25 protein-coding genes are annotated in these 24,123 nt (G+C 59.0%); 15 read left to right on the top strand and 10 right to left on the bottom strand.

Annotated features, from left to right (window positions below):
• Window positions 1-79 precede the first annotated feature (79 nt).
• Window positions 80-1,579, bottom strand: coding sequence for a CoA-acylating methylmalonate-semialdehyde dehydrogenase (locus GLP52_RS05615; protein WP_237271807.1), 1,500 nt, complete (start codon window positions 1,577-1,579; stop codon window positions 80-82).
• Between the two features lie 194 nt (window positions 1,580-1,773).
• On the opposite strand from GLP52_RS05615, the gene GLP52_RS05610 reads away from it, so the two are divergent.
• From GLP52_RS05610 to coaD, 3 genes are all read left to right on the top strand, one after another.
• Complete coding sequence (locus GLP52_RS05610; protein WP_237271806.1) at window positions 1,774-2,670, top strand: LysR family transcriptional regulator; 897 nt, start codon at window positions 1,774-1,776, stop codon at window positions 2,668-2,670.
• A gap of 60 nt (window positions 2,671-2,730) precedes the next feature.
• The gene (locus tag GLP52_RS05605; protein ID WP_093733051.1) at window positions 2,731-3,165 is read left to right on the top strand and encodes a CBS domain-containing protein; all 435 of its coding nucleotides are present in this window, start codon (window positions 2,731-2,733) and stop codon (window positions 3,163-3,165) included.
• 84 nt (window positions 3,166-3,249) lie between these two features.
• The gene (coaD, locus tag GLP52_RS05600; protein WP_093733050.1) at window positions 3,250-3,744 is read left to right on the top strand and encodes a pantetheine-phosphate adenylyltransferase; all 495 of its coding nucleotides are present in this window, start codon (window positions 3,250-3,252) and stop codon (window positions 3,742-3,744) included.
• A 3-nt stretch (window positions 3,745-3,747) separates the two neighbouring features.
• On the opposite strand, the gene gap (GLP52_RS05595) is transcribed toward coaD, so the two are convergent.
• The 3 genes from gap (GLP52_RS05595) to gap (GLP52_RS05585) all read right to left on the bottom strand — a co-directional run bounded on the left by gap (GLP52_RS05595) (window position 3,748) and on the right by gap (GLP52_RS05585) (window position 6,077).
• The gene (gene gap / locus GLP52_RS05595; RefSeq protein ID WP_237271805.1) at window positions 3,748-4,752 is read right to left on the bottom strand and encodes a type I glyceraldehyde-3-phosphate dehydrogenase; all 1,005 of its coding nucleotides are present in this window, start codon (window positions 4,750-4,752) and stop codon (window positions 3,748-3,750) included.
• A 116-nt stretch (window positions 4,753-4,868) separates the two neighbouring features.
• Window positions 4,869-5,012: a hypothetical protein gene (locus tag GLP52_RS05590; protein ID WP_167354526.1), complete on the bottom strand. Its 144-nt coding sequence runs from the start codon at window positions 5,010-5,012 to the stop codon at window positions 4,869-4,871.
• A gap of 63 nt (window positions 5,013-5,075) precedes the next feature.
• A complete protein-coding gene (gap, locus tag GLP52_RS05585; protein ID WP_237271804.1) occupies window positions 5,076-6,077 on the bottom strand; it encodes a type I glyceraldehyde-3-phosphate dehydrogenase in 1,002 nt (333 codons plus the stop codon).
• Window positions 6,078-6,268: 191 nt separating this feature from the next.
• Between gap (GLP52_RS05585) and GLP52_RS05580 the strand changes: the two genes are divergently transcribed.
• On the top strand, window positions 6,269-7,264 hold the full coding sequence (locus tag GLP52_RS05580) for a DUF808 domain-containing protein (protein ID WP_237271803.1): 996 nt from the start codon (window positions 6,269-6,271) through the stop codon (window positions 7,262-7,264).
• A 280-nt stretch (window positions 7,265-7,544) separates the two neighbouring features.
• Entirely contained in the window at window positions 7,545-8,603 is a 1,059-nt protein-coding gene (locus GLP52_RS05575) for a transketolase (RefSeq protein ID WP_237273432.1), read from the top strand.
• A 146-nt stretch (window positions 8,604-8,749) separates the two neighbouring features.
• On the opposite strand, the gene tkt is transcribed toward GLP52_RS05575, so the two are convergent.
• Window positions 8,750-10,765 (bottom strand): transketolase, encoded by a 2,016-nt coding sequence (gene tkt / locus GLP52_RS05570; protein WP_237271801.1) that lies wholly within the window; start codon window positions 10,763-10,765, stop codon window positions 8,750-8,752.
• 247 nt (window positions 10,766-11,012) lie between these two features.
• Between tkt and GLP52_RS05565 the strand changes: the two genes are divergently transcribed.
• The 3 genes from GLP52_RS05565 to GLP52_RS05555 all read left to right on the top strand — a co-directional run bounded on the left by GLP52_RS05565 (window position 11,013) and on the right by GLP52_RS05555 (window position 12,255).
• Window positions 11,013-11,513, top strand: a complete 501-nt coding sequence (locus GLP52_RS05565) for a hypothetical protein (protein WP_237271800.1) — start codon at window positions 11,013-11,015, stop codon at window positions 11,511-11,513.
• The gene (locus GLP52_RS05560; RefSeq protein ID WP_093733044.1) at window positions 11,513-11,902 is read left to right on the top strand and encodes a cell division protein ZapA; all 390 of its coding nucleotides are present in this window, start codon (window positions 11,513-11,515) and stop codon (window positions 11,900-11,902) included. The genes GLP52_RS05565 and GLP52_RS05560 overlap by 1 nt, the downstream gene beginning before the upstream one ends.
• 77 nt (window positions 11,903-11,979) lie before the next feature.
• Window positions 11,980-12,255 carry an MliC family protein gene (locus GLP52_RS05555; RefSeq protein WP_237271799.1) on the top strand — a complete coding sequence of 92 codons (276 nt, stop codon included), beginning with the start codon at window positions 11,980-11,982 and terminating at the stop codon, window positions 12,253-12,255.
• Between the two features lie 104 nt (window positions 12,256-12,359).
• Here GLP52_RS05555 and grxD read toward each other — a convergent pair whose 3' ends face one another.
• Genes grxD through GLP52_RS05540 form a run of 3 tightly spaced genes read right to left on the bottom strand, consistent with a single transcriptional unit; the run spans window position 12,360 to window position 13,205 of the window.
• Entirely contained in the window at window positions 12,360-12,722 is a 363-nt protein-coding gene (grxD, locus tag GLP52_RS05550; protein ID WP_093733042.1) for a Grx4 family monothiol glutaredoxin, read from the bottom strand.
• Window positions 12,719-12,964, bottom strand: a complete 246-nt coding sequence (locus GLP52_RS05545) for a hypothetical protein (protein WP_093733041.1) — start codon at window positions 12,962-12,964, stop codon at window positions 12,719-12,721. Before GLP52_RS05545 ends, grxD begins: the two co-directional genes overlap by 4 nt.
• Window positions 12,965-12,968: 4 nt before the next feature.
• Window positions 12,969-13,205: a BolA/IbaG family iron-sulfur metabolism protein gene (locus GLP52_RS05540; RefSeq protein WP_074635070.1), complete on the bottom strand. Its 237-nt coding sequence runs from the start codon at window positions 13,203-13,205 to the stop codon at window positions 12,969-12,971.
• A gap of 155 nt (window positions 13,206-13,360) precedes the next feature.
• Here GLP52_RS05540 and GLP52_RS05535 point away from each other — a divergent pair, with 155 nt between their 5' ends.
• From GLP52_RS05535 to GLP52_RS05510, 6 genes are all read left to right on the top strand, one after another.
• Window positions 13,361-14,329 carry an XdhC family protein gene (locus GLP52_RS05535; RefSeq protein ID WP_237271798.1) on the top strand — a complete coding sequence of 323 codons (969 nt, stop codon included), beginning with the start codon at window positions 13,361-13,363 and terminating at the stop codon, window positions 14,327-14,329.
• Window positions 14,326-15,309: a molybdopterin-binding protein gene (locus GLP52_RS05530; RefSeq protein WP_093733039.1), complete on the top strand. Its 984-nt coding sequence runs from the start codon at window positions 14,326-14,328 to the stop codon at window positions 15,307-15,309. The genes GLP52_RS05535 and GLP52_RS05530 overlap by 4 nt, the downstream gene beginning before the upstream one ends.
• Before the next feature lie 130 nt (window positions 15,310-15,439).
• Window positions 15,440-15,925 carry a (2Fe-2S)-binding protein gene (locus GLP52_RS05525; RefSeq protein ID WP_093733038.1) on the top strand — a complete coding sequence of 162 codons (486 nt, stop codon included), beginning with the start codon at window positions 15,440-15,442 and terminating at the stop codon, window positions 15,923-15,925.
• Between the two features lie 193 nt (window positions 15,926-16,118).
• Window positions 16,119-18,482: a xanthine dehydrogenase family protein molybdopterin-binding subunit gene (locus GLP52_RS05520; protein ID WP_237271797.1), complete on the top strand. Its 2,364-nt coding sequence runs from the start codon at window positions 16,119-16,121 to the stop codon at window positions 18,480-18,482.
• 155 nt (window positions 18,483-18,637) lie between these two features.
• On the top strand, window positions 18,638-19,429 hold the full coding sequence (locus tag GLP52_RS05515; RefSeq protein WP_237271796.1) for an FAD binding domain-containing protein: 792 nt from the start codon (window positions 18,638-18,640) through the stop codon (window positions 19,427-19,429).
• 162 nt (window positions 19,430-19,591) lie between these two features.
• A complete protein-coding gene (locus GLP52_RS05510) occupies window positions 19,592-21,514 on the top strand; it encodes an OmpA family protein (RefSeq protein ID WP_237271795.1) in 1,923 nt (640 codons plus the stop codon).
• An 80-nt stretch (window positions 21,515-21,594) separates the two neighbouring features.
• Here the strand turns inward: GLP52_RS05510 and infC are convergent, their stop codons facing one another.
• The gene (gene infC / locus GLP52_RS05505) at window positions 21,595-22,197 is read right to left on the bottom strand and encodes a translation initiation factor IF-3 (RefSeq protein ID WP_093733034.1); all 603 of its coding nucleotides are present in this window, start codon (window positions 22,195-22,197) and stop codon (window positions 21,595-21,597) included.
• Between the two features lie 160 nt (window positions 22,198-22,357).
• Between infC and GLP52_RS05500 the strand changes: the two genes are divergently transcribed.
• Window positions 22,358-23,089, top strand: coding sequence for a hypothetical protein (locus tag GLP52_RS05500; protein ID WP_237271794.1), 732 nt, complete (start codon window positions 22,358-22,360; stop codon window positions 23,087-23,089).
• Between the two features lie 116 nt (window positions 23,090-23,205).
• Here GLP52_RS05500 and GLP52_RS05495 read toward each other — a convergent pair whose 3' ends face one another.
• Window positions 23,206-24,042, bottom strand: a complete 837-nt coding sequence (locus GLP52_RS05495; protein WP_237271793.1) for a ferredoxin--NADP reductase — start codon at window positions 24,040-24,042, stop codon at window positions 23,206-23,208.
• Window positions 24,043-24,123: the final 81 nt, after the last annotated feature.

Genomic DNA, 24,123 nt, shown 5'->3' with positions numbered 1-24,123 from the left:
ATGTTAAATTGTAAGCACGACCAAGGCGATCACGCAAGCACCCTCCGGCGGGGAAACCGCCGAAGGGTAGGGATAGGGCTTATTCCATCGGTTTGAAGTTGAACTCGCCACCTTCTTTGATGCCCGAGGGCCAGCGCGAGGTCACGGTTTTGGTGCGTGTGTAGAATTTGAACGCATCCGGACCGTGCTGGTTAAGATCGCCAAAGACCGATTTTTTCCAGCCACCGAAGGTGTGGTAGGCCAGCGGCACGGGGATTGGCACGTTGATGCCGATCATGCCGACGTTCACGCGGGCGGCAAAATCACGGGCCGCGTCGCCGTCACGGGTAAAGATCGCGGTGCCGTTGCCCATTTCGTGATCCATCGCGAGGCCAAGCGCCTCTTCGTAGGTCTTTGCACGTACGGTGGATAGAACCGGCCCGAAGATTTCGTGCTTGTAGATGTCCATGTCGGGGGTGACGTTGTCAAAGAGGTGCGGGCCGACAAAGAAGCCGTCTTCATACCCTTGCAGCTTAAAGTCGCGCCCGTCGACAACCAGCGTGGCACCCTGATCAACACCGGTCTGCACCAGGCGTTCGATGTTGGCCTTTGCGGCTGCGGTGACCACAGGGCCGTAATCGACATCATTGCCCGAGGTATAGGGCCCGACTTTCAGCTTTTCGATGCGCGGCACCAGCTTTTCGATCAGACGATCAGCGGTTTCGTCGCCCACAGGCACCGCGACCGAGATCGCCATGCAGCGTTCGCCCGCAGCACCATAGCCCGCGCCGATCAGCGCGTCGGCGGCTTGGTCCAGATCGGCGTCCGGCATGATGATCATATGGTTCTTGGCACCGCCAAAGCATTGAACCCGCTTACCATTCGCGCAGCCCGTGCCGTAGATATATTCGGCGATGGGGGTGGAGCCGACAAAGCCGACAGATTGAATGACAGGGTGATGCAGGATGGCGTCAACCGCTTCCTTGTCGCCGTTGACGACCTGAATGATGCCTTTGGGTAGGCCCGCTTCTTCCAGCAGTTCGGCCAGCATCAGGGGCACGGATGGATCACGCTCGGACGGTTTGAGGATGAAGGCGTTGCCGCAGACGATGGCGGGGGCAAACATCCACATCGGGATCATGGCCGGGAAGTTGAACGGGGTGATGCCCGCCGACACGCCCAAAGGCTGGCGCATGGAGTACATGTCGATGCCGGGGCCGGCGCTGTCGGTATAATCGCCCTTCAGCAGCTCTGGCGCGCCGATGCAGTATTCGACAACTTCCAGACCGCGCTGCACGTCACCGGCAGCATCCGGTAGCGTTTTGCCGTGTTCGCGGCTCAGTGCTTCGGCCAGCTTGTCCATATCGCGGTTCAGCAGGTCCACGAATTTCATCATGACCCGCGCGCGACGCTGGGGGTTCACCGCGGCCCATGCAGGCTGTGCTGCCATAGCGTATTGTACGGCCTGATCCAATTCAGATTCGTTGGCCAGCGGGCATTGGGCCTGCACTTCACCCGTGGCGGGGTTGTACACGTCTGCAAAGCGGCCTGAGGTGCCTTTGACGTGGGCGCCGTTCATGTAGTGGGTCAATTCTTGCATGGAATGCTCCTTTACTGCGTTTGGCGGCAGGTTAGGCTTGCAAAAAACAAAGTAAAAGGGGCATCGGTTCAAAATCGTTTTGCATTATTGCAAAGCCTTACGCGGGCTGAGAGGGTAGGGTGGGGCGCTGCCCCCGTCCTTCGGACGTCCCCGGAGTTTAAGGGCAAAATGAAGAGCGTGAGGGAGCGTGACAAATGATGGGAAACTGGGACGATCTGCGGCTGTTTCTGGCCGTCGCCCGCGAACAGAGCCTGTCAGGGGCAGGCAAACTGTTGCGGTTGGACCCAGCGACATTGGGGCGGCGTATGGCGCGGTTTGAAAAAGCCATGCAGGCGGTGCTCTTTGTGAAATCTCCGTCGGGCTATGCCTTGACCGAGGCGGGGACGCAGTTACTGGCCCGGGCCGAGGCCGCAGAGCAGGCGATGCGACAGGCCACGGCAGATGTTGCCGTGCCGTCAGATCAGTTGGCAGGGCAGATCAGGATCGGGGCCCCAGACGGGTGCGCCAACTATCTGTTGCCGCAGGTCTGTGCCCGTCTGGTGGCCGAGAATCCGGGGCTCGATATCCAGATCGTCGCCCTGCCGCGTGTGTTCAACCTGTCGCGGCGCGAGGCAGATATGGCGATCGGAGTCAGCGCGCCGACGGCGGGCAGGCTCGTGGTTCAGAAAATTGCCGACTACCAACTGCATCTTGCCGCTGCTGATAGCTATCTTGCGGAGCGCCCCGTGATACAAACGGTCGCCGATCTGCAGGGGCACCGGTTGGTGGGCTATATCCCTGATATGATTTTTGACCGCGAGCTTGATTATCTGGCGGCACTTGGCATGACGCGGGTGCCCTTGGCATCAAATTCAGTGTCAGTGCAGGTCAATATGATCCGTCAGGGTGGCGGGGTCGGGATCGTGCATGATTTCTCGCTTGCGGCGACGCCGGGGGTGACGCGCATTTTGACCAAGGATGTCAGCCTAAGGCGCGCATTTTATTTAATCCGCCACGAGGACGACCGCCGCAATCTGCGTCTGAGCCGTTTCGCAGAAGCATTGGCGCAGAGCGTCCGCGCCGAAGTCGCAAAACTGGAGGCAATTGCTTGACACGCAACAGTATTAAAGGGAACCTGACTTAAAGGTAATATTCTTGCGAAGGGGCCGATCATGCTAGTTTCCCAAATCCTCAAAACCAAGGCAGACGATAGTGTTACGACGGTCAAACCGGGGACACGGATCGCCCAAGCAGCGGCCATGTTGTCGGAAAAGCGGATCGGGACCTTGGTCGTGTCGGCGGATGGCAAAACCCCTGACGGTATCTTGTCAGAGCGTGACATCGTACGCACCCTTGGCCGCGAGGGCAGCGGCTGTCTGGACGACACCGTAGAGGCGCTGATGACGCGCGACCTGGTGACCTGTGCTATGAATGAAACCGCTGATGATATCCTTGCCAAGATGACCCAAGGCCGGTTCCGCCACATGCCCGTGGTGAAAGACGGCGAACTGATCGGGCTGATATCGCTTGGCGATGTGGTCAAGGCGCGTCTGATGGAGCTTTCGATGGAGAAAGACGCGCTTGAAGGAATGATCCGGGGGCACTAGCCCGGGCGAATTTAGCGTTGCATCTTTGTGGTGTAAATGCTTGCTTACACTCAGAATAACGACTTGAAATGACTGGACTCTCCCATGCGCGTTGGCCTTTACCCCGGCACCTTTGACCCGATTACTTTGGGCCATATCGATATCATCCGGCGGGCGGCGACGCTTGTTGACAAACTGGTGATTGGGGTCGCGATCAACCGTGACAAAGGACCGTTGTTCGAGCTGGAAGAACGCGTCGCCCAGATCGAAGAGGAATGTCGCAAGCTGAATGCGGAAACGGGTACAGAGATCGTTGTCCACCCGTTTGAAAACTTGTTGATCAATTGCGCCCATGATGTGGGGGCGCAAATTATTATTCGCGGGCTGCGTGCTGTGGCTGATTTTGAATATGAATATCAAATGGTCGGAATGAACCGGAAGCTCGATGATAGCGTCGAGACGGTATTCCTCATGGCCGAGGCCGAACATCAGGCGATTGCCAGCCGGTTGGTCAAGGAAATTGCCCGGCTTGGCGGGGACGTCAGCAAATTTGTGACGCCCGCCGTCAATGCCGAGCTGTTAAAGCGTTTTAAGCAGTAACGATCAGAGGGTTTTCGCAACCTCGCGCGAGGTGTCGAGCATGCGGTTCGAGAACCCCCATTCATTGTCGTACCAAGCCAGAACCCGCAGCTGCGTCCCACTTTGGACCGACGTCTGATCAAGGGCCACAACACATGAATGTGTATCGTGGTTCAGGTCGATCGACACCAGCGGACGCTCAACCAGACCCAGAATTCCCTTCAGTGGGCCTTCTTGAGCGGCGGTGCGCAGGGTGTCATTGACCTGATCCACAGTGACCTCTTTGGACAGTTCGACCACCAGATCGACGCAGGATACGTTGGGCGTGGGAACACGAATGGCAGTGCCGCCGATCAGCCCGTCTAGTTCCTGTAGAACCTTACCCAGCGTTTTCGCCGCACCGGTGGTGGTGGGGATCATCGACAGGGCCGCAGCGCGCGCGCGGTACAGGTCGCTGTGGGCCGTGTCATGCACCGGTTGGTCGCCCGTGTAGCTGTGGATCGTCGTCATATGCCCGTGCTTGATGCCAAATGCGTCATGCAGGGTTTTGGCCAGTGGGGCCATGCAGTTGGTGGTGCAGGACGCGTTGCTTAGAACAGTGTCTTCAGCGGTGATAAGGTCGTGGTTCACACCGTAGACGATTGTTTTCATGGCGTCTTTACCCGGTGCAGAGATCACAACCCGCTTTGACCCATTCGCCAGATGCTTGGCGGCGGCGTCGCGGGTGGTGAAGATGCCAGTACATTCCAACACGATGTCGACGTCGCCCCAAGGCAGGGCAGTAGGGTCGCGTTCGGCGGTCACGCGGATCGGGCCTTGGCCCACATCCATTGTGTTTTCACCAAGGGTTACGGGGCGGCCAAAGCGACCGTGCACAGAGTCGAATTCGAACAGATGCGCATTGGTTTCCAGCGGGGCAAGATCGTTGATTGCCACCACCTGCAAGTCATCGTCGCCACGCTCGATCAAAGCGCGCAAGACGTTACGACCGATGCGGCCAAAGCCGTTGATTGCCAATTTCGTTGCCATGGGGCGTCCTCCTGAATGTGATAGCGCTAACATCGGCATTTATGACAAAGTGTCAAGCTGTGCGGGGTAATATTGCGTCAGGGGGGACGTTCAGAAGGGCCGGGCACGCGGGCGGATCAGCGCCAGAATGCCAGCCAATCAATCAGGTCGACGAATTTTTTGGTGAGAAAAATCAGGTGTTCGCTGCCATAGACCAGCGCATCAATTCCCAGTGCGGTTAGCAGTACAACAGCGAGGGAGATGGCGATGGGGGTGTCCATGGGGCGGTGGTCCTTGCCTGCGGGTGGCCCAGATATGACAGGGCAACCCGCGCGTCGCAAGTCTTAGCCAAGTTTGCCCATGGCGACGGCCACATCGGCCATACGGACAGAAAAGGCCCATTCATTATCGTACCACGCCAGAACGCGCACCAGACGCTTGCCGACAACCTTGGTCTGGTCTGGCGCGAAGATCGACGAATGTTCAGTGTGGTTGAAATCAACCGATACCTTTTGTTCGGCGTCATAGGCCAAGACACCCGACATGGGGCCGTTTGCCGCGGTGCGCATCGCCTCATTGACCTCTTTGACCGTTACATCGCGACCCGCGGTAAAGGTCAGATCGACGGCACTGACGTTGGGCGTCGGGACGCGCATCGCAGTCCCGTCAAGCTTGCCCTTCAGCGCAGGCAGTACTTCTCCCAACGCCTTGGCCGCACCGGTAGAGGTCGGGATGATCGCCATAGCAGCCGCTCGGGCGCGGTACAGATCGTCATGACGGCGGTCGAGCGTGGGCTGGTCACCGGTATAGCTGTGCACTGTAGTCATGATGCCGCTTTCGATGCCGAATGCGTCATGCAGTGCCTTGGCCATCGGGGCGAGACAGTTGGTCGTGCAGGACCCGTTGGAAATCATCGTATCAGAGGCTTGCATCTCGTGGTCATTCACACCGTAAACGACTGTGCGATCGACGTTTTTTCCTGGTGCAGACAACAGCACGCGCTTGGCCCCCTGATCCAGATGCACCTTGGCCAGCAGGCCGTCGTTGAACTTGCCAGTACATTCCAGCACGACGTCGCAGCCTTCCCAGTTCAGGTCGTTCATCTGATAGGTCGACATGACCTCCATCTCGCCGCGGCCCAGATCAAGCGTGCCGTTGCCGACCTTAACCTCATTGGGAAAGCGCCCGTGCACGGAATCGTATTTGATCAGATGTGCCGCAGTCTCCAGAGGACCGGTCGCGTTGATCCGGACCACCTCGATGTCATCCCGGCCCGATGCCGCAATATGAGACAGGGTGCAGCGGCCGATGCGGCCAAATCCGTTGATACCGACTTTGATGGTCATGGGGGCGTCCTTTGGCAAAGATCTGGAACTTTCCGGTTCTATATCTGGTGCCCGTGAAGGGGGGAAAGGGCTAAAACCCTCTCATTTCCGTATGTTAGCGATAAATATTGGTGTTAGCGATAACCCTTCGACTGGCTTTGCCTTCCGCCTGCGCTGCGCTACCCTTAGCGCAACAAAGATGGAGAGACGAAATGAGCGGCCTATTAGCCCTGTTGGATGATGTTGCAGCGATTGCAAAAGTGGCCGCGGCCAGTGTGGATGATGTGTTCGGCCAAGCCGCCAAGGCCAGTGCCAAGGCCGCGGGTGCCGTGATCGACGATGCTGCCGTGACCCCCAAATACGTGAGCGGTTTCGAGGCAGACCGCGAGCTGCCCATCATCTGGCGCATCACCAAAGGGTCACTGAAAAACAAGCTGGTGTTCTTGTTGCCCGCCGGTCTGCTGCTGTCAAATTTCGCGCCGTGGCTCATCGCGCCTTTGTTGATGTTGGGCGGGGCTTACCTGTGTTTTGAGGGGGCTGAAAAGATCGCCCATGCGCTTGGGGTGGGGGGCAAGGGCCACGAAGACCATCCCCCTGGTGCCGATGAAAAGGTGATCAAAGACCCCGCCAAGCTCGAAGAGCAAAAGGCAAAAGGCGCGATCAAGACCGACTTTATCCTATCTGCCGAAATTATGACAATCGTTCTGTCCAACCTAGAGGTGACGAACTTCTGGATGGAGGCCGGTGCCCTAGCCGCCGCGGCTGTGATCATCACGGTCGCCGTCTATGGCTCAGTCGCGCTGATCGTAAAAATGGACGACGTTGGCCTCTATATGGCCAAGAACGGCAATCTGGGTCTGACCCGGGGTCTCGGGCGCGGGATCGTGCGTGGTATGCCGTGGTTCCTCAAGGCGCTGACCATTATTGGCACAGCCGCCATGCTTTGGGTCGGCGGATCGATCATTGTACACGGTATGGAAGAGCTCGGCTTTGCTGGCCTCGGACATCTGATCCACGACTACGCTGTCGCCTTTGGCCATCTGGTCCCCGCTGCTTATGTTGGGGCCGCTGAATGGATCGCCAAGGCTGCAATGGACGGTGTGTTTGGTCTGGCCCTTGGGCTGGTGCTGATCCCTGTGGGTGAAAAGATCATCACCCCGCTGTGGCGCGCGGTCTTCAACCGCAAGGATGCCAAAGCCCACGCCTGAGTGAAGCAGCTGAGATAAAGGGAAGGGGGCGCAGTTTGCGTCCCCTTTTTTTATGGCTGGCCAGGGTTGGTCGTTGGGCGCACCTATGAAGATAATCGCTAGGTTCGAATCCGGACAGCGGATGGAATAGCCCTTGAGGCTATCATGCGGTGGAACCTTTGCCGCGCCTTGTCGGTTAAGCGGTAAGGCATGGGACGCCAAAACGTTCACCCCGACATGTCCATTTTTTGAAACTCAGGGCAGGATGCTTGATCCGCCACTTTGATATGGAGGTCTTTTCGTGAAATTCACCCCCCTTGCATGTGCAACCATTCTGGCTTGCGCCGTAGCGCCCGTTCTTAACGCAGGGGTCGCGTTGTCCAGTGCGACAATGTCTTCGCTGACCGTTCCTATGGGGCAGGACGCCCAGATCGTGAAGATCAAAAACGACAAGGAAAAAGGCCCCAAGAAGGCGAAGAAGGAAAAGCATAAGAAGGATAAGCACGCGAAGAAAGAGAAAAAACACGAGAGGAAACAGGAGAAGAAACAAGAGAAGCAGGCCAAGAAGCTAGAGAAGAAGCTTGAAAAGCACGATAAGGTAAAAGTGAAAGTCAAACGGTCGAAGGAGGATCGTTCGCGTATTTCAAACGAGATTCTGGAAGTGCGCGCACCTGAAGGTCGTGACATGAGCGTGCTACTTGGTGCCGTGCCGCTCGCGCTCTTGGGCTCTCAGATCGCCTTTGCTGATGTCACCGAAGAAAAACGGCTGACCTATCGCAACTGCCCACCGGGCCTTGCAAAAATGGACCCACCTTGCGTACCCCCTGGACTTGCCAAAAAAGGCGTGACCTATGAGGAATGGGTGGCATACGACGACAAGCAGCTTGACGCCATCTACCTTGATCAGCGTACGGAATTTTTGGATCGTGACATTGTCATTGGTGACGAAAGAGCGCCGGATCGGAACGTCATTGTTGAAGAAGATGCAAATCAAGACGTCGTCCTTGACGACGATACTCTGTTGCTCAGCTCGGAACAGATTGCATCGCTTTACGATCTTCGCCCCGCACCGGCAGGCAAGCGCTATGCGTTGATCGATGGCCAGCCTGTATTGCTCACCCAAGAAGATTACACATCGCTACTGCGGATCAATGAACTGGCGCGGGTTGAAAACCTACCAGAGGGCGTGCGCATAGCCCCTACAGCAGCGTTGACGCAGAACGAATTGCGCCAAACCTACAAGTTGCCACAGCTTGAGACCGGCAATAACTATGCTGTTGTGAATGGTGAGCTGGTGACGTTGCAGGACAGTGCATTCGAAACTTTGCAACTTATCCGGATCGCGCGCGCCATTTTTTGAGGCCACGCTGGAAGCGAGACCGAGGGGCATGTGCCACGCCTCTCGCAGCTTTTGCCAGCGTCAGACGGCCCGCAACACTGTGGAACAAAAATAGAAAGGGGGAGCAAAATGCTCCCCCTTTTTCGTTGTGATTGTTTCCGTTCAGATCAAAGCAGCGCTTTGGCTTTGTCGGCGACATTTTGGGGCGTGATACCGAACTTTTCGAAAAGCTCTTCGGCAGGGGCGGAGGCACCGAAGCGATCCATGCCGACAAAATCGGCTTTGTTCCACTTGCCACGCTCGCCGGTGAGCCAGCGATCCCAGCCTTGGCTCACAGCTGCTTCCACGCCGACACGCACGGGGCCAGCGGGGAGGACACGGCGACGGTAGGCTTCGTCTTGGGCGGCGAACAGCTCCATGCAGGGCATGGACACGACGCGCGTGCCGATCCCTTCGGCCTGCAGCAGGTCACGGGCTTTCAGCGCGATCTCGACCTCGGAGCCCGTGGCGATCAGGATAACCTGACGTTTGCCTTCGGCATCCGCCAGAACATAGGCACCCTGTTCGGTGAGGTTCTTGTTCTTATGCTCGAGGCGTACGGTTGGTAGGCCCTGACGGGTCAGGGAAAGCACGGACGGAGTCTTTTTGCTGCTCAGCGCGATTTCCCACGCCTCGGCTGTTTCGACCGTATCGGCGGGGCGGAACACATAGGTGTTGGGCGTCGCGCGGCTGATTGCCAAGTGTTCGACCGGCTGGTGCGTTGGGCCGTCTTCGCCCAAGCCGATGCTGTCGTGTGTCATCACGAATACAGTCGGCACCTGCATCAACGCAGCAAGGCGCATCGCAGGGCGGGCGTAGTCGGTAAAGCACATGAACGTACCGCCGTAGGGGCGGACGCCGCCGTGCAGCGCCATACCGTTCATCGCAGCAGCCATACCGTGTTCGCGGATGCCCCAATAGACATAGCGCCCGCCACGGTTGTCCACATCGAACACGCCCAGATCAGCGGTCTTGGTGTTGTTCGAACCGGTCAAGTCAGCTGAGCCACCAACGGTTTCTGTATAGAGCGGGTTCAACACCTCGAGCGTTTTTTCGCTGCTGGCGCGGGTGGCCAGTTTCGGCGCGTTTTCCGAAGTTTGCTTTTTGAACGCTTTGATTGTCGCGCTCAGTTTCTTGGGGGCGTCACCGGCCAATGCGCGGTTGAACTCTTCGCGTTTGCTGCGCGACATGGCGTCGAAACGCTCTTCCCAGTTGCGGCGGTCGTCTGCGCCGCGTTTGCCGATCTCTTCCCATGCAGATTTCACATCCGCGGGCACTTCGAACGGGCCGGTTGTCCAGCCATAGGCGGCTTTGGCGGCGGCCATCTGGTCGGCGTCGGTCAGCGCGCCGTGGCCTTTGGACGTGTCCTGTGCGGCGTGGCCTAGGGCGATATGCGTCTTGCAGGCGATCATCGTGGGCAGATCGGATTTGCGCGCCTCGGTCAGCGCGGCGTCGATCTCGTCGGGGTTATGGCCGTCGATTTCGATGACGTGCCAGTCAGCCGCCTTGAAACGCGCAACCTGATCCACTTTGTCGGACAGCGAGACGGGGCCGTCGATGGTGATGTCGTTGTTGTCCCACATCACGATCAGCTTGCTCAGCTTGTGACGACCGGCAAGGGCGATCGCCTCGTGGCTGATGCCCTCCATCAGGCAGCCGTCGCCCGCGATCACATAGGTGAAGTGGTCGACGATCTTCTTGCCGTATTGCGCGCGCTGGAGTTCTTCGGCCATGGCGAAACCGACAGAGTTCGCGATCCCCTGACCCAGCGGGCCGGTGGTGGTTTCAATCGCGTCGGCCAGGAAGTTTTCAGGGTGGCCCGCGGTGCGTGCGCCCATCTGGCGGAAGTTCTTGATCTCTTCGAGGGGGAATTGTTCGTAACCGGTGAGGTGCAGCAGCGAATAGATCAGCATGGACCCGTGGCCCGCCGACAGAATGAAACGGTCGCGGTCAGGCCACAGCGGGTTGGACGCGTCGAACTTCAGGTGCTTTTCGAAAAGAACCGTGGCGACATCCGCCATGCCCATCGGCATGCCCGAGTGGCCGGAATTGGCGGCGGCGACGGCGTCCAGTGTTAGGGCGCGAATGGCGGTCGCTTTGGACCAATGGGCGGGATGGGCTTTGGCGAGGGCGTTCAGATCCACGGTGCAAGCTTCCTTATAAGGGGGAAAGGGTTTGCGCGGATCAATACCAGCCACCCCACAAAGATCAAGGGCCACAGGACTCCGCCAGTGGTATCGCTTTTCCGCCCCGCCAAGGCATTGTTCTTAAAGGGGCAGTATTCCGCCTTTGGTTTGGGTAGGATTGGCTGAAACCACATTGACCAGCGATTCGATGGTTGGCAAACTGTGATATACGACTGACATACGACGTTTTACGAGGAACCCTGCGATGAGCGACATAGAACACTTGCAAGGCCGTATTCTGGCGGCGCTTGAAAGGGCGTCGCGCGGAGCGGACAAACTGGCGGTCGCCAAAGACGAGATCCCCGATCTATCTCAAAATCTGGCGCAAGAGCGCGCTGTCAACGTCGAGCTGGCGGAACAGGTCGAGGCTTTGAAAAAGCGCCTTGCGGATGAAACGTCTCATCTGCGTGCGGAACTGGCGACAGCGCAGGCGCAAAACAACAGCGCTGATGCGGCACGGACCCAGACCGAAAAGCTTGATATGGAGTTGCAACGGGTGCGCCGCGCCAATGCGCAACTGGCCGAAGCCTGTGCCGCGCTGCGCGAGGCCAATGCCGAAGGGGTCGGTGACGCCGGCCTTATCAATGCCGCCCTGCAAGCCGAGCTTGATGCCGTGCATGCCGCCCGCCGCGCTGATGTGGCAGAGGCTGACGCGATCCTGTCTGTTCTAACGCCGCTTGTCCCCACTGCCGAGGAGTCTGCCTGATGCCCGAAGTTTCCATTTCTATCGGCGGTCGCCAGTTCGAAGTATCCTGCCAAGAGGGCGAGGAGGATTACCTGCACTCTGCCGCCAAGATGCTGGATGACGAGGCACAGGTGCTGTCGGATCAGGTTGGCCGGATGCCCGAAGCGCGGATGCTGTTGATGGCGGGTCTATTGCTTGCCGATAAGACCGCCTCCGTCGAGGATAAGATAAAAGAAGCCCGCGCCCAATTGGCAGAGCGGGACGCCGAACTTGCCAGTCTGCGCAACGTTGTGGTCGAGCCAGAGCGCATCGAAGTCGCCGTTATTCCTCAAGGCGTGACCGATAGTCTTGCCGAAATGGCTGCCCGCGCAGAAGCCTTGGCAGACGAAATAGAAGACAAGGCCCGGTGACTCTGCGGCGCGTCATAGCGTTTGGGGCAACGTCGGCAATGTGTCTCGGGGCAGGGGGCAGCGCTTTGGCCCAGGCCATGCCGGTTACAGCCACCTACATCTGCGAACGCGGGGTCGAGGTGCCGGTGTCCTATACCACCCCCGAACAGGGCGATGCGACTGCGGTGCTTTATGTCGAAAACCGCATGATCACACTGGTACAATCGCGTGCAGCTTCGGGCGCGCGGTATGAATGGCCCTCGGACGGTTCTGGTTATGTTTGGTGGAACAAGGGGAACGCTGCAACGCTGATCTGGCATGACACGGTGGCGGATCAAGACACGACAATCTATGCGGAGTGTCGCACGCGATAACATGGGCGTCCGGCGATAGGGCAGCAGTTTCAAAGCAAATGTCGGGTGCACCTTGCTAAAAGGCGCACCCGTTTTTCGTTAGGCCGGTGACCTGGCCCGATTGCTTAGCCGTTGGCTTCGCGGATCTTGTCGGCAGCATCCTTGTCGAAGCCAACGCCGTTTTCTTCCAGCAGTGTGTCCAGCTCGCCCGACAGCATCATTTCGGTGATGATGTCACAGCCGCCGACGAATTCGCCTTTGACATAGAGCTGCGGAATGGTGGGCCAGTCAGAGAATTCCTTGATCCCTTGGCGCAGGCCTTCGTCTGCCAGCACGTTCACGTCGGTATAATCGACGTTCATGTAGTTCAGAACGCCTGCCACACGGGAAGAGAAACCGCATTGTGGCATCGTCTTGTTGCCCTTCATGAACAGCACAACGTTATGGGCTGTGATGGTTTCCTGAATTTGGGTCTTTGCATCGGTCATTTCGATTTGTCCTTTGGTATAAAGCGTTTCGCGTATTCTTGGGGGTCGCGGGGGATGCGGTAGTTGGTCTGGTGCCCGCCGCCGCCGCCGCCCGAATGATAGGTCGCGTCGATTTCGTGATAACCCTTGCCCGGCTTTGATCCGCGTTCGGTGTCGCGTGTGTGTTTCAGCGACTGAAGGCCGCGCAAAACGGCCACGATCAACACCAGAACGCTGAGGATCACGACCAGGATCGGGTCCACCGGATCAGTCCGGCGCTTTGGTGGTCAGTGCCAGTGCGTGCAGTTCACCATTCGACCCGTCCATCCGGCCCTTAAGCGCGGCATAGACGGCACGTTGTTGTTGCACGCGGTTCTGGCCGCGAAAACTTTCGTCGATGATCATCGCGGCCATGTGAACGCCGTCATTGCCTTCGACGGTGATCTTGGCATTGGGAAAGGTTTCACGCAGCAGGTCTTCGATTTCGCGGGCTTGCATGGGCATGTGTGGGGTGCTCCGTCTGGCATGTCATTGGCCAAGATGTAGTAGTGTGAAGGGCGGCGTGCAAGTTATCTCCCCGTTATCTGATTGAGCGGGGGGCTGGGAGGCCCTACATAAGAACAGTCGCCGCCGCGACAAGGTTAAGGAGGCCACCCGCCATGGAGATTTTCGAGAACGCACCAGAACGCGCCTATGCATGGGCGCAAGCGGGCCGTGGGGCCGCGCTGGCGACGGTCGTAGAGACATGGGGGTCAGCCCCGCGGCGTGTCGGGGCCCAGCTGGCAATCGCGGCTGATGGCGAGATGCAGGGATCTGTCTCGGGCGGTTGCGTCGAGGGGGCCGTGGTGGTCGAAGCGCTTGAGGCAATCGAGGATAGCACCCCGCGTTTATTGGAATATGGCGTTAGCGATGGCGACGCCTTTGCGGTCGGGTTGGCCTGTGGCGGGCGCATCCGCGTGTTGGTCGAACCAATTGGCGCAGGCGCTATGCCGTTTGACGTCTTGTCTGATCTGGTGCGCGCCCGCGCCGCACGTCAGCCCGTGGCCTATCAGGTGCCGCTGTCTGGCGGGGCCGGCCGGCTGGTAGACGACGGCTATGCGGATCGCTTCCGGATGGACCGGTCCGGTGTAGAGGAAGACGGCGATACATTTGTGACGATCCATAATCCGCCGCTGCGGCTGGTCATCGTCGGGGCCGTGCATATCGCCCAAGCGCTGGTGCCCATGGCGCAGGTCGCGGGGTTCGACGCCGTGGTGATTGACCCGCGCGAGGCGTTTGGCTCGCAAGCGCGTTTCCCCGATGCACAGGTGTTCAACGATTGGCCGGACGCGGCGATGAATACCGTCGGCGTCGATACCCGCAGCGCCGTCGTGCTGTTGACCCATGACCCCAAACTGGACGACCCCGCGCTGCACATCGCCTTGCGCTCGGACGCGTTCTATATCGGCGCGCTCGGGTCAAAGCGGACCCATGCCGCCCGCGTGTCGCGGCTGGAAGAAGCGGGCTTTACCGCTGCCGAAATCGCGCGGATCAACGGGCCCATCGGGCTGGATATCGGCGCCGCCGGTCCGCCCGAGATCGCGGTGTCGATCCTGTCGCAGATGATCCAAACCTTGAGAAAACCGTGAGGTTCGGACCCGTCGAGACTGCGCAGGCCGAGGGCGCAGTGCTGGCCCACTCCATCGCGCTGCCGTCTGGCCGGTTGCGCAAAGGTTTGCGGCTGGCACCCTCGCATCTGGACGCGCTTCGGGCAGAGGGGATCGAGACGGTCGTCGTTGCGCAGCTTTCGGCGGGCGATGTGGATGAAAACACTGCCGCGGCACAGGTCGCGCAAGCCGTGCTTGCAGATCATCCGCATCTGACGATGACACGCGCCTTTACCGGCCGCGTGAACCTGCTGGCCGATGGACCGGGCATCGTGCATCTGGATGTGGCCGCGCTTGAGGCGTTGAATGCAGTGCATCCGATGATCACACTGGCCACCGTGCCGCCGTTCCAACAGATGGCAGCGGGGGGGATGGTCGCCACGATCAAGATTATCTCATACGCTGTGGCAGACCATGACCTGGACGCCGCCTGCGAGGCAGGTCGCGGCGCGATCCGGATGCTGCCGCCACAGATCAAAGACGCCACGTTGATCATCACCGAAATCGACGGCGGCGCAGGGGATAAGGGCAAAAAGGCGATAGCGGATCGGCTTTCAGCACTGGATGTCACCCTCAAAGACATCGTGATTGTGCCGCATGAAATTTCCGCTTTGCGCGATGCCATTGCCGCGGCGGATACGGCGCTGACGTTGATCCTGACAGGCTCTGCTACCTCCGATATTGATGATGTGGCCCCACAAGCCTTGCGTGCCGCAGGGGGAGAGGTCTCGCGCTTTGGCATGCCTGTTGATCCGGGCAATCTGCTGTTTCTGGGGCACAGGGGCGATACCCCGGTGATAGGCCTGCCGGGCTGTGCGCGGTCCCCTGCGTTGAATGGGGCAGATTGGGTGCTGTCGCGCGTGATCTGTGGTGTGGATGTGACCCCTCGCGACATCGCGGGCATGGGCGTCGGCGGTCTGCTGAAAGAGATCGTAACACGCCCGCAACCAAGACGCGGTTGACCCCCGACGCACGGGTGATGAGCGCCGCGATATGCCGGCGAAGTTCAACCACGCCGAAAATTTCTGTTCTCAACGCCTCTTTGGCGTGCTTAACTCTGCTTAACACATGACATAAAACGGGAGGAACATCATGACCGAGGTCAAAATGACCGTGAACGGCAAACCTGCATCGGGTGCCGTCGAAGGACGCACGTTGCTGGCGTCATTCCTGCGCGACAACCTGAGCCTCACCGGCACACACATCGGCTGCGATACCAGCCAGTGCGGGGCCTGCGTGGTCCATGTGAATGGCGAAGCGGTCAAGGCCTGCACCATGCTCGCGGTCGAGGCCGAGGGCGCAGACGTCAAGACCATCGAATCCATGGCCAATCCCGACGGGTCGCTGACCGTGATCCAGCAGGCGTTTCAGGATCACCATGGGCTGCAATGCGGCTTTTGCACGCCGGGCATGATCATGTCTGCGTCGTCGCTGCTGAAAGACAACCCCAAGCCGACCGAGGCCGAGGTTCGCCACTATCTTGACGGCAATATCTGCCGCTGCACCGGCTATCACAACATCGTCAAAGCGATCATGGCCGCATCTGGTCAAGACGTTAGCGCGCTGGCTGCCGAATAACCAACGGTGTGCCGTGTGGCCCTGTTTGCGCAGGGTCGGGAGGACACGGCGCACCCCTTTCGAAAACCGCGCTTCCCCACGTGGACGGGGGATCCGCATCACCTAAAGATTGAAGACATAAGAATACAGCTAATCGCATAAGCCACATACGACGGTGCGGACCTGATCCGTACCCCATAGGGAGGAATTTACCATGCCAAAGGACGGCGGAATTGGTGCCAGCAGCAAGCGGCGCGAGGATATCCGGTTTTTGACCGGTGAGGGGAATTATACCGACGATATCAACCTGCATGGACAGGCGCATGTGTTCTTTCTGCGCTCGGATATCGCCCATGGGGTGTTGAATTCGGTCGATACTTCGGCAGCCGATGGGATGCCGGGGGTCGTGAAGATCTTTACCGGTGCCGATTTCACCGAAGTGGGCTCTATCCCCTGTGGCTGGCAAATCACCGACAAGCATGGCGAGCCGATGCAGGAACCGCGCCACCCCGTGCTGGCCGACGGTAAGGTGCGCCATGTGGGCGAACCGATTGCCGCCGTCGTTGCTGAAACCCTGTCCCAAGCCCGCGATGCGGCAGAAGCGATTGTTGTCGATATCACCGATCTGCCTGCTGTGGTGGACATGAAGCAAGCGGTACAGGACGGCGCGCCCAAGGTGCATGACGATCTGACCTCTAACCTGTGTTACGACTGGGGTTTCGTTGAGGAAAACAAAGGTGCTGTGGATAAAGCGTTTGAAGACGCCGCACATGTCACCACGCTTGAACTCGTGAACAACCGCTTGGTCGCCAACCCGATGGAACCGCGTGTGGCTGTCGGCGATTATGCCCGCGGTACAGGGGATCACACACTTTATACCACCAGCCAGAACCCCCATGTAATCCGCCTGCTGATGGGGGCCTTTGTTTTGGGCATCCCTGAACACAAGCTGCGGGTTGTGGCCCCCGATGTGGGCGGCGGCTTTGGCACCAAGATTTTTCACTATCAGGAAGAGGCATTTTGCACCTTTGCGGCCAAAGCGTGCAACCGTCCGGTGAAGTGGACCTCCAGCCGGTCAGAGGCGTTCATGTCCGACGCCCACGGGCGTGACCATGTGACCAAGATCCAGATGGCGCTGGACGCAGACAATAACTTTACCGCGCTGCGCACGGATACCTACGCGAATATGGGGGCTTATCTGTCGACCTTCGCGCCGTCGGTGCCCACATGGCTGCACGGCACGTTGATGGCGGGCAACTATAAGACGCCGCTGATTTATGTGAACGTAAAGGCGGTGTTTACCAATACCGTGCCCGTCGATGCATACCGTGGCGCGGGCCGGCCAGAGGCCACATACCAGCTGGAACGGCTGGTTGATAAATGTGCCCATGAACTGGGGGTCGATCCAATTGCTCTGCGGCGGCAGAACTTTATCACCGAATTCCCCTACGCCACGCCGGTCGCGGTCGAATACGACACGGGCGACTATGTCGCAACGATGGACAAGCTGGAAGAGATCGCAGATTTCGCCGGTTTTGACGCGCGCCGCAGGGACAGCGAGGCCAAGGGCAAGCTGCGTGGGTTCGGCGTGAATTGCTATATCGAGGCTTGCGGCATCGCGCCCTCGAACCTTGTGGGCCAATTGGGCGCGCGGGCGGGTCTATACGAATCTGCCACCGTGCGGGTCAATGCGACCGGCGGTCTGGTGGTGATGACCGGTAGCCACAGTCACGGCCAGGGCCACGAGACAGCCTTCCCTCAGGTGATTGCCGAAATGATCGGTATCCCTGAGGAAATGGTCGAGATTGTGCATGGTGACACTGCGAATACGCCAATGGGGATGGGGACGTACGGGTCGCGGTCGCTTGCGGTGGGCGGTTCGGCGATGGTGCGCGCCACAGAAAAGATTATCGCCAAGGCCAAAAAGATCGCCTCGCATTTGCTGGAAGCCTCGGAAGGGGATATCGAGCTGAAGGATGGGGCGTTCAGTGTGGCTGGCACAGATAAGTCTGTCGCTTGGGGTGATGTGACTTTGGCAGCCTATGTCCCGCATAACTACCCGTTGGAGGATATCGAACCCGGTCTGGAAGAAACCGCGTTCTATGATCCGTCGAACTTTACCTACCCCTCGGGGGCCTATGCCTGCGAGGTCGAACTGGACCCCGAGACCGGTCACGTCACCATCGACCGTTTCGCGGCGGCGGATGATTTTGGCAACATTGTGAACCCGATGATCGTCAGCGGTCAGGTCCATGGCGGGATTGCACAAGGCATCGGGCAGGCGCTGATGGAGAACTGTGCCTACGACAGTGACGGCCAGCTGCTGAGCGCATCCTACATGGATTACGCAATGCCACGGGCCAGTGATCTGCCGTTCTATACGGTGGACCATTCGTGCCAGACGCCCTGCACACATAACCCCTTGGGCGTGAAAGGCTGCGGCGAGGCGGGGGCCATCGGGTCGCCTCCGGCTGTGGTGAATGCGGTCTTGGACGCCATGCGCTCGGGCGGTAAGGATGTCGGACATATCGACATGCCCGTCACACCGGCGCGGGTTTGGGCGGCGATGAACGGATAAGACGGTTGGGGCAGGTGCAGGGTTCAGCCCTCTATGTGCCTCTGGCGCAGAAAATAAGGGAAAGCGGGGGCCAACCCCCGCGCCCCCGGAGTTTATTGGCAAAATAAAGAGCGGCGCAGAGGCCAAGGCCCGCTCTGAGATTGGAAGGACGCAAGATGTATGATTTCGACGTAGTGAAGCCCGCGACGGTCGCAGAGGCGATCACGGCATTGGGGCAGGACGAAGCACAACCTCTGAGCGGCGGGCAAACGCTGATCCCCACGCTCAAGGCACGGTTGGCGATGCCGTCAGTTCTGGTGTCGTTGAGCGGGATCGAAGAAATGCGCGGTGTGCGTATGGGCGACGATGGCCAATTGTGCGTTGGTGGCGGGACTGTGCATGCAGTTGTCGCCAAGGAAGCACAGGCGCATTACCCTGGGCTGGCGGGTCTTGCCGCGCGGATCGGTGATCCGGCTGTGCGTAATCGCGGCACGATTGGCGGGTCCGTTGCCAACAATGACCCCTCTGCCTGTTATCCGGCCGCCGTTCTAGGGAGCGGCGCGACGGTGGTCACAAACGCACGCGAGATCGCTGCCGACGATTTCTTTGAGGGGATGTTTGCGACGGCGCTGGACGAGGGCGAGATTGTTACAGAAGTGCGCTTTCAAATCCCTGAAAAGGCGCATTACGAAAAGTTTATCCAGCCTGCTTCGCGCTTCCCGCTGGTCGCTGTTTTTGTGGCTAAGTTTGCGGACGGGGTGCGTGTCGCCGTAACCGGTGCCTCGGAAGAAGGAGTGTTCCGTTGGTCAGAGGCAGAAGATGCGCTCAGCGGCACTTTCAACGTCGAGGCATTGTCAGGGTTGAGCCTGCCCGGTGACAGCATGATCAGCGACCTGCACGGCAGCGGCGATTACCGCGCGCATCTGGTAGCCGTCATGACCAAGCGCGCAGTCGGCGCATTGGTCTAACCATAGTATACATTGCGATGGAAACCGTCCCTTGGGAAACCTCGGGGCGGTTTTTTGCTGACTGTATGATTGTTGCTTGCGCGAAGCGTGGAACGAATTCGCAGCATCGGCGTTGTGTCGTAACGCTGCCCGAACGGCGTCCATAATACCGTGAGGAATAGAATGTACAAACTTTTGAAATCCACGACATCACTGACCATGTGTCTGGCGCTTGCTTTGCCCGCAGGTGGTTTCGCCCAAACAACTGAAAGCTGCGTGAGCGAGGGGGAACAGACTGTTTTTCCATGCGTCTTGCCTGACGGCAGCGTTGTCGCTGACCAAGATCAGATGATGACCTTGCGCGCTGACGGTGGTCTGGCCGAGGCGCTCGGTCTGGAAGCAGAAGCCCAGTCTGAGGCTGAGGCCCAGCCCAATGCAGAAGCCGCTGCTGAAACTGTAGACGCCGCAGAAGAGCAAGCTGCCGCCGCAGCCGAAGCTGAAGCTGACGCGACCGCTCAAGCTCAACAGGCTGCTGAAGAGCAAGCCGCCGCCGACGCAGAGGCCGCTGCCGCGCAAGCCGAAGCAGAAGCCGCTGAAGCCCAGGCCGCTGCTGACGCCGAAGCCGCAGCTGCTGCACAAGCCGCTGAACAAGAGGCCGCTGAAGCTCAGGCTGCTGCTGACGCCCAAGCTGCGCAAGCAGAAGAAGCCGCCGCAGCCGAAGCCCAAGCTGAGGCCGAGCGTGAAGACGCGGTTGCCGCACAAATTGCGGCGGATGCCGAGGCAAATGCTGCTGCCGAAGCAGAGGCCGAGCAAGCTGCTGCAGACGCGGTTGAGCCCACATCGACTGCTGATGCGGACACTGCCCAGCAAAACGATGCAAGCGCAGAAACCCAAGCTGAAACCGAGGTTCCAGCCGGCACATCTTCGGCAACCGAGACACAAGCCGACACAGCGACAGAACAGCGGACGGAAGAACAGATCGCCGCTGATCTGGCCGCTGAGCAAGCTGCCGAAGATGCACGCGAAGAACAGCGCGCTGCCGATGCAGCCGCTGCTGCCGAAGCTGCAGCTGCTGCTGATTCCGGTGAGACCGAGGCAGAGGTTATCGTAGAGGAAATCACCGAGGAAGACACACGTGCGTCGAACGAAGAGTTCTCGACCAATGTGTCCGGCGACACTGCGGCGCAAGAGAATGCCGAAGTTAAACAAGATGATGACGATGGCATGAGCAAGTTCGAGAAGGCGTTGCTTCTTGGCCTTGGTGCAGTTGCGGTCGGGGCCGTCTTGAAGAACGGCTCTAAAGTGGTCAGTAACTCTGGCGATCGTCTGGTTGTTCAGGACCCGAGCGGTGACCTGCGCGTGTTGAAAGATGACGATGCGCTGGTGCGTCAAGCTGGCGACGAACTGCGCCGCGAGACCTTTAACGATGGCTCTTCGCGTACCACGGTGATCAAGCCGAACGGCAGCCAGATCGTGACCATTCTGGGCCGCGACGGTACGGTTCTGCGTCGGATCAACGTCGACCCACAGGGCAATGAATATGTGCTGTTCGACGATACACGTGCAGAAGAACGCATCATCGTGAACGAGCTGCCTCAGATCGAGACACAGACCAACACCTTTGCCAGCCAGCAAGACGAAGAAGCCTTGCGTGCTGCCCTGCAAACCCAGCTTCGTGGCGAGCAGGCTCAGCGGTATTCGCTGCGTCAGGTCCGTGATGTGCGTCAGGTGCGTGCCCTAGCACCTGAAATCGAACTGGACGCCGTGCGCTTTGCAACAGGTTCCGCCGCGATCCAGCCCGAACAAGCGCGTGCGCTGTCCAAAATCGGGACCGTCATCAGTAATGCGATCAAGGAAGACCCACGTACTGTAATCTTGATCGAAGGGCATACGGATGCTGTTGGCGATGCGGGCTACAACCTTGCTCTGTCCGACCGCCGCGCCGAAACTGTGGCCTTGGCCTTGACGGAATACTTTGACGTTCCGCCAGCCAACCTGATTACGCAAGGGTATGGCGAAAGTGCGCTGAAGGTGTCGACGCCGACAGCCGAGCCGGCCAACCGTCGTGCGGTTGTGCGTAACATCACCGGTTTGCTGCGCCAGTAACCCCATAGGTATAAACAAAGAAAAGCCCCCGCAGGAAACTGCGGGGGCTTTTTAAGTTTCAGACGATTGATCGTCTGGAATTATTTAGGCAGCGGTCCGATCAGCATAACCATCTGACGGCCTTCCATTTTCGGAAAGTTTTCGACGCGGCCCATCTCTTTGGTGTCTTCGGCGACACGTTCCAGCAGCTCGCGGCCCAGATTCTGGTGCGCCATCTCACGGCCACGGAAGCGCAATGTGATCTTTACCTTGTCGCCGTTCTCGAGGAACTTGAACACGTTACGCATTTTGACGTCATAGTCATTGGTATCAGTGTTGGGCCGGAACTTGACCTCTTTGATCTCAATGATCTTTTGCTTCTTACGCGCTTCGGCTTCACGCTTTTGCGTCTCATACTTGAATTTGCCAAAGTCCATGATCTTGCACACGGGCGGGTTGGCATTGGGCGAAATCTCGACCAGATCAAGTCCGGCATCAACAGCCATTTCCATGGCGCGATCCGGTGTCACGACGCCAACGTTTTCGCCATCCGCGCCGATCAGCCGGATTTCGTTGGAGCGGATATTTTCGTTGATGCGCGGGCCGGTATCTCTTTGCGGCGGCGCGTTATGCGGTCTGCGAGCGATGATGATCGTCCTTTGATTGTTATAGTGATGTCGAGAACGGAAGGTAAACCTGCTCATGGTCTTCTTCAAGTCGCAAAATGGCGCATATACAGGGTAAAATGGCTGTTTTGGTGGTGATTTCCCCGAGGTGAAGCGACGTATCGCGCATTTGACGCTGCGCACGAGCATATAGTATGTGCTGCAGGGGATTAACAAAGTTCAAAGGAACAACAGCATCATGAAAAACCTCATCTGGATTGTCATCGCAGGGGTGATCGCGCTTGGCGCGTACATGTTGTATTCGGGGCGGTCCGTCCAAGAGATCGCGACCGATGCGTCTGATGCGGTCAATGCGCCCGAAGCGTTGGAAAGCGCAACCGCAGCAGTGGGCGACGCTGTCGAGGCAACAGAGGGTGCCGTGACTGACGCGGTCGAGGCGACAACACAAGCTGCAAACACCGCAGCCGATGCGCTGGCCGAAGCTGCCGAAGACGTGGCGGATGCTGCCGCCGAGGCAAGCGAAAGCGCCGTGGACGCGACCACGAAGCTGGCCGATGATGCAACGCAGGCCGCCGATGAGACTGCTGATACGAGCGGTGAAGCGGACAGTAGCGCCGAGGCCGATGCAATGGTAGCCAGCGACGCGGGCGACAACGACGCTGCCAGCACCACCCAGTCCGACACCGCACCCGAAGGGGCCGAAGCTGATACGCAAACCGAAGAAAGTGCAGAGGTTCAGGCCGATGTCACCGCCGATGTCACCGCCGATGTCACCGCCGACGCCGATACGCCAGAGCAGCTGACCACGCTTGACGGGTTCGACCTGGAGAAGGTGCAGACCATGATCGAGACGTCTGACCTGCCGGCAACGCAGAAAACGCTGTTGAAAAACGGTCTGGCGACGGCGGCTGAAAACCCGGACACCTTGCGTGTGATGCTTGTGCAAATCCGCGAGGCGCTTGCGCTATAAGCACAGGCCGCCACCGGTGCCTGACGACAGGCCAAGAAAAAGCCGCGTCCCTAACAAGGGCGCGGCTTTGACATTCTTGGTGATGCGCCCCACGGGGGGGGCACCGCTCTATCGGATCAGCCGACAAAAGCCTTTTCAACGACATAGTGTTTGGGGTCGGAATTCGCACCTTCCTCAAGCCCGAACCCTTCCAGCACGTCCTTGATATCCTTGTTGAATTCCAGGCTGCCGCAGACCATACCGCGATCGGACTCGGCGGTAATGCCATCGATGCCAAGGTCTTTGAACACAGTGCCGTCTTGCAGCAGGTTGGTGATGCGGCCCATCTTGGGGCTCTGCTCGCGGGTGGTTGTGGGGTAGTACACAAGTTTGTCGCCGATCATCTCGCCGATCAGCGGATCGTCGGCGAGACCTTCAACCAGCGTGCGCCCATACTCAAGCTCGGCCACGTCGCGGGTGGTGTGGGTCATAATGATCTGATCGAATTTCTCGTAGGTTTCGGGTTCGCGCAGCAGCGATGCGAAAGGCGCGAAACCTGTGCCGGTCGCAAAAAGCCACAGCCGTTTGCCCGGCAGCAGCGCGTCATGTACCAGCGTGCCCACGGGCTTGGGGCGCAGGATGATTTCGTCGCCGGGCTGGATGTGCTGCAGTTTCGAGGTCAGCGGACCGTCCTGCACTTTGATCGAATAGAACTCCAGCTCTTCGTCCCACGACGGCGAGGCGATAGAATAAGCGCGCAGCAGGGGCTTTTGCTTGCCGGTCTCGGGGTGCGGGTCGCCCATCAGGCCAATCATCACGAATTCGCCTGACCGAAAGCGCAAGGACGCCGGACGGGTCACGCGGAAGGAAAACAGCCGGTCCGTCCAGTGTTTAACGGAGGTCACGGTCTGCGCGTCAGGTAGGGTCGGCACGGGTTTGGCGTCGGTTTGGGTCACTACTTTTTGCTCGGTCATAATTTCATCTGCGCGCAGGTCGCGGTGCGCAGCCTTTCTCTAGGGGAAGGAAGAGGACAGGGAAAGCATCGAAGGCCAGAA

The organism is Sulfitobacter sp. M22 (genome assembly GCF_021736025.1).
Classification (GTDB): domain Bacteria; phylum Pseudomonadota; class Alphaproteobacteria; order Rhodobacterales; family Rhodobacteraceae; genus Sulfitobacter; species Sulfitobacter litoralis.
The sequence above is the reverse complement of the archived record's forward strand: the minus strand, read 5'-3'. Positions and strand labels throughout refer to the sequence as shown.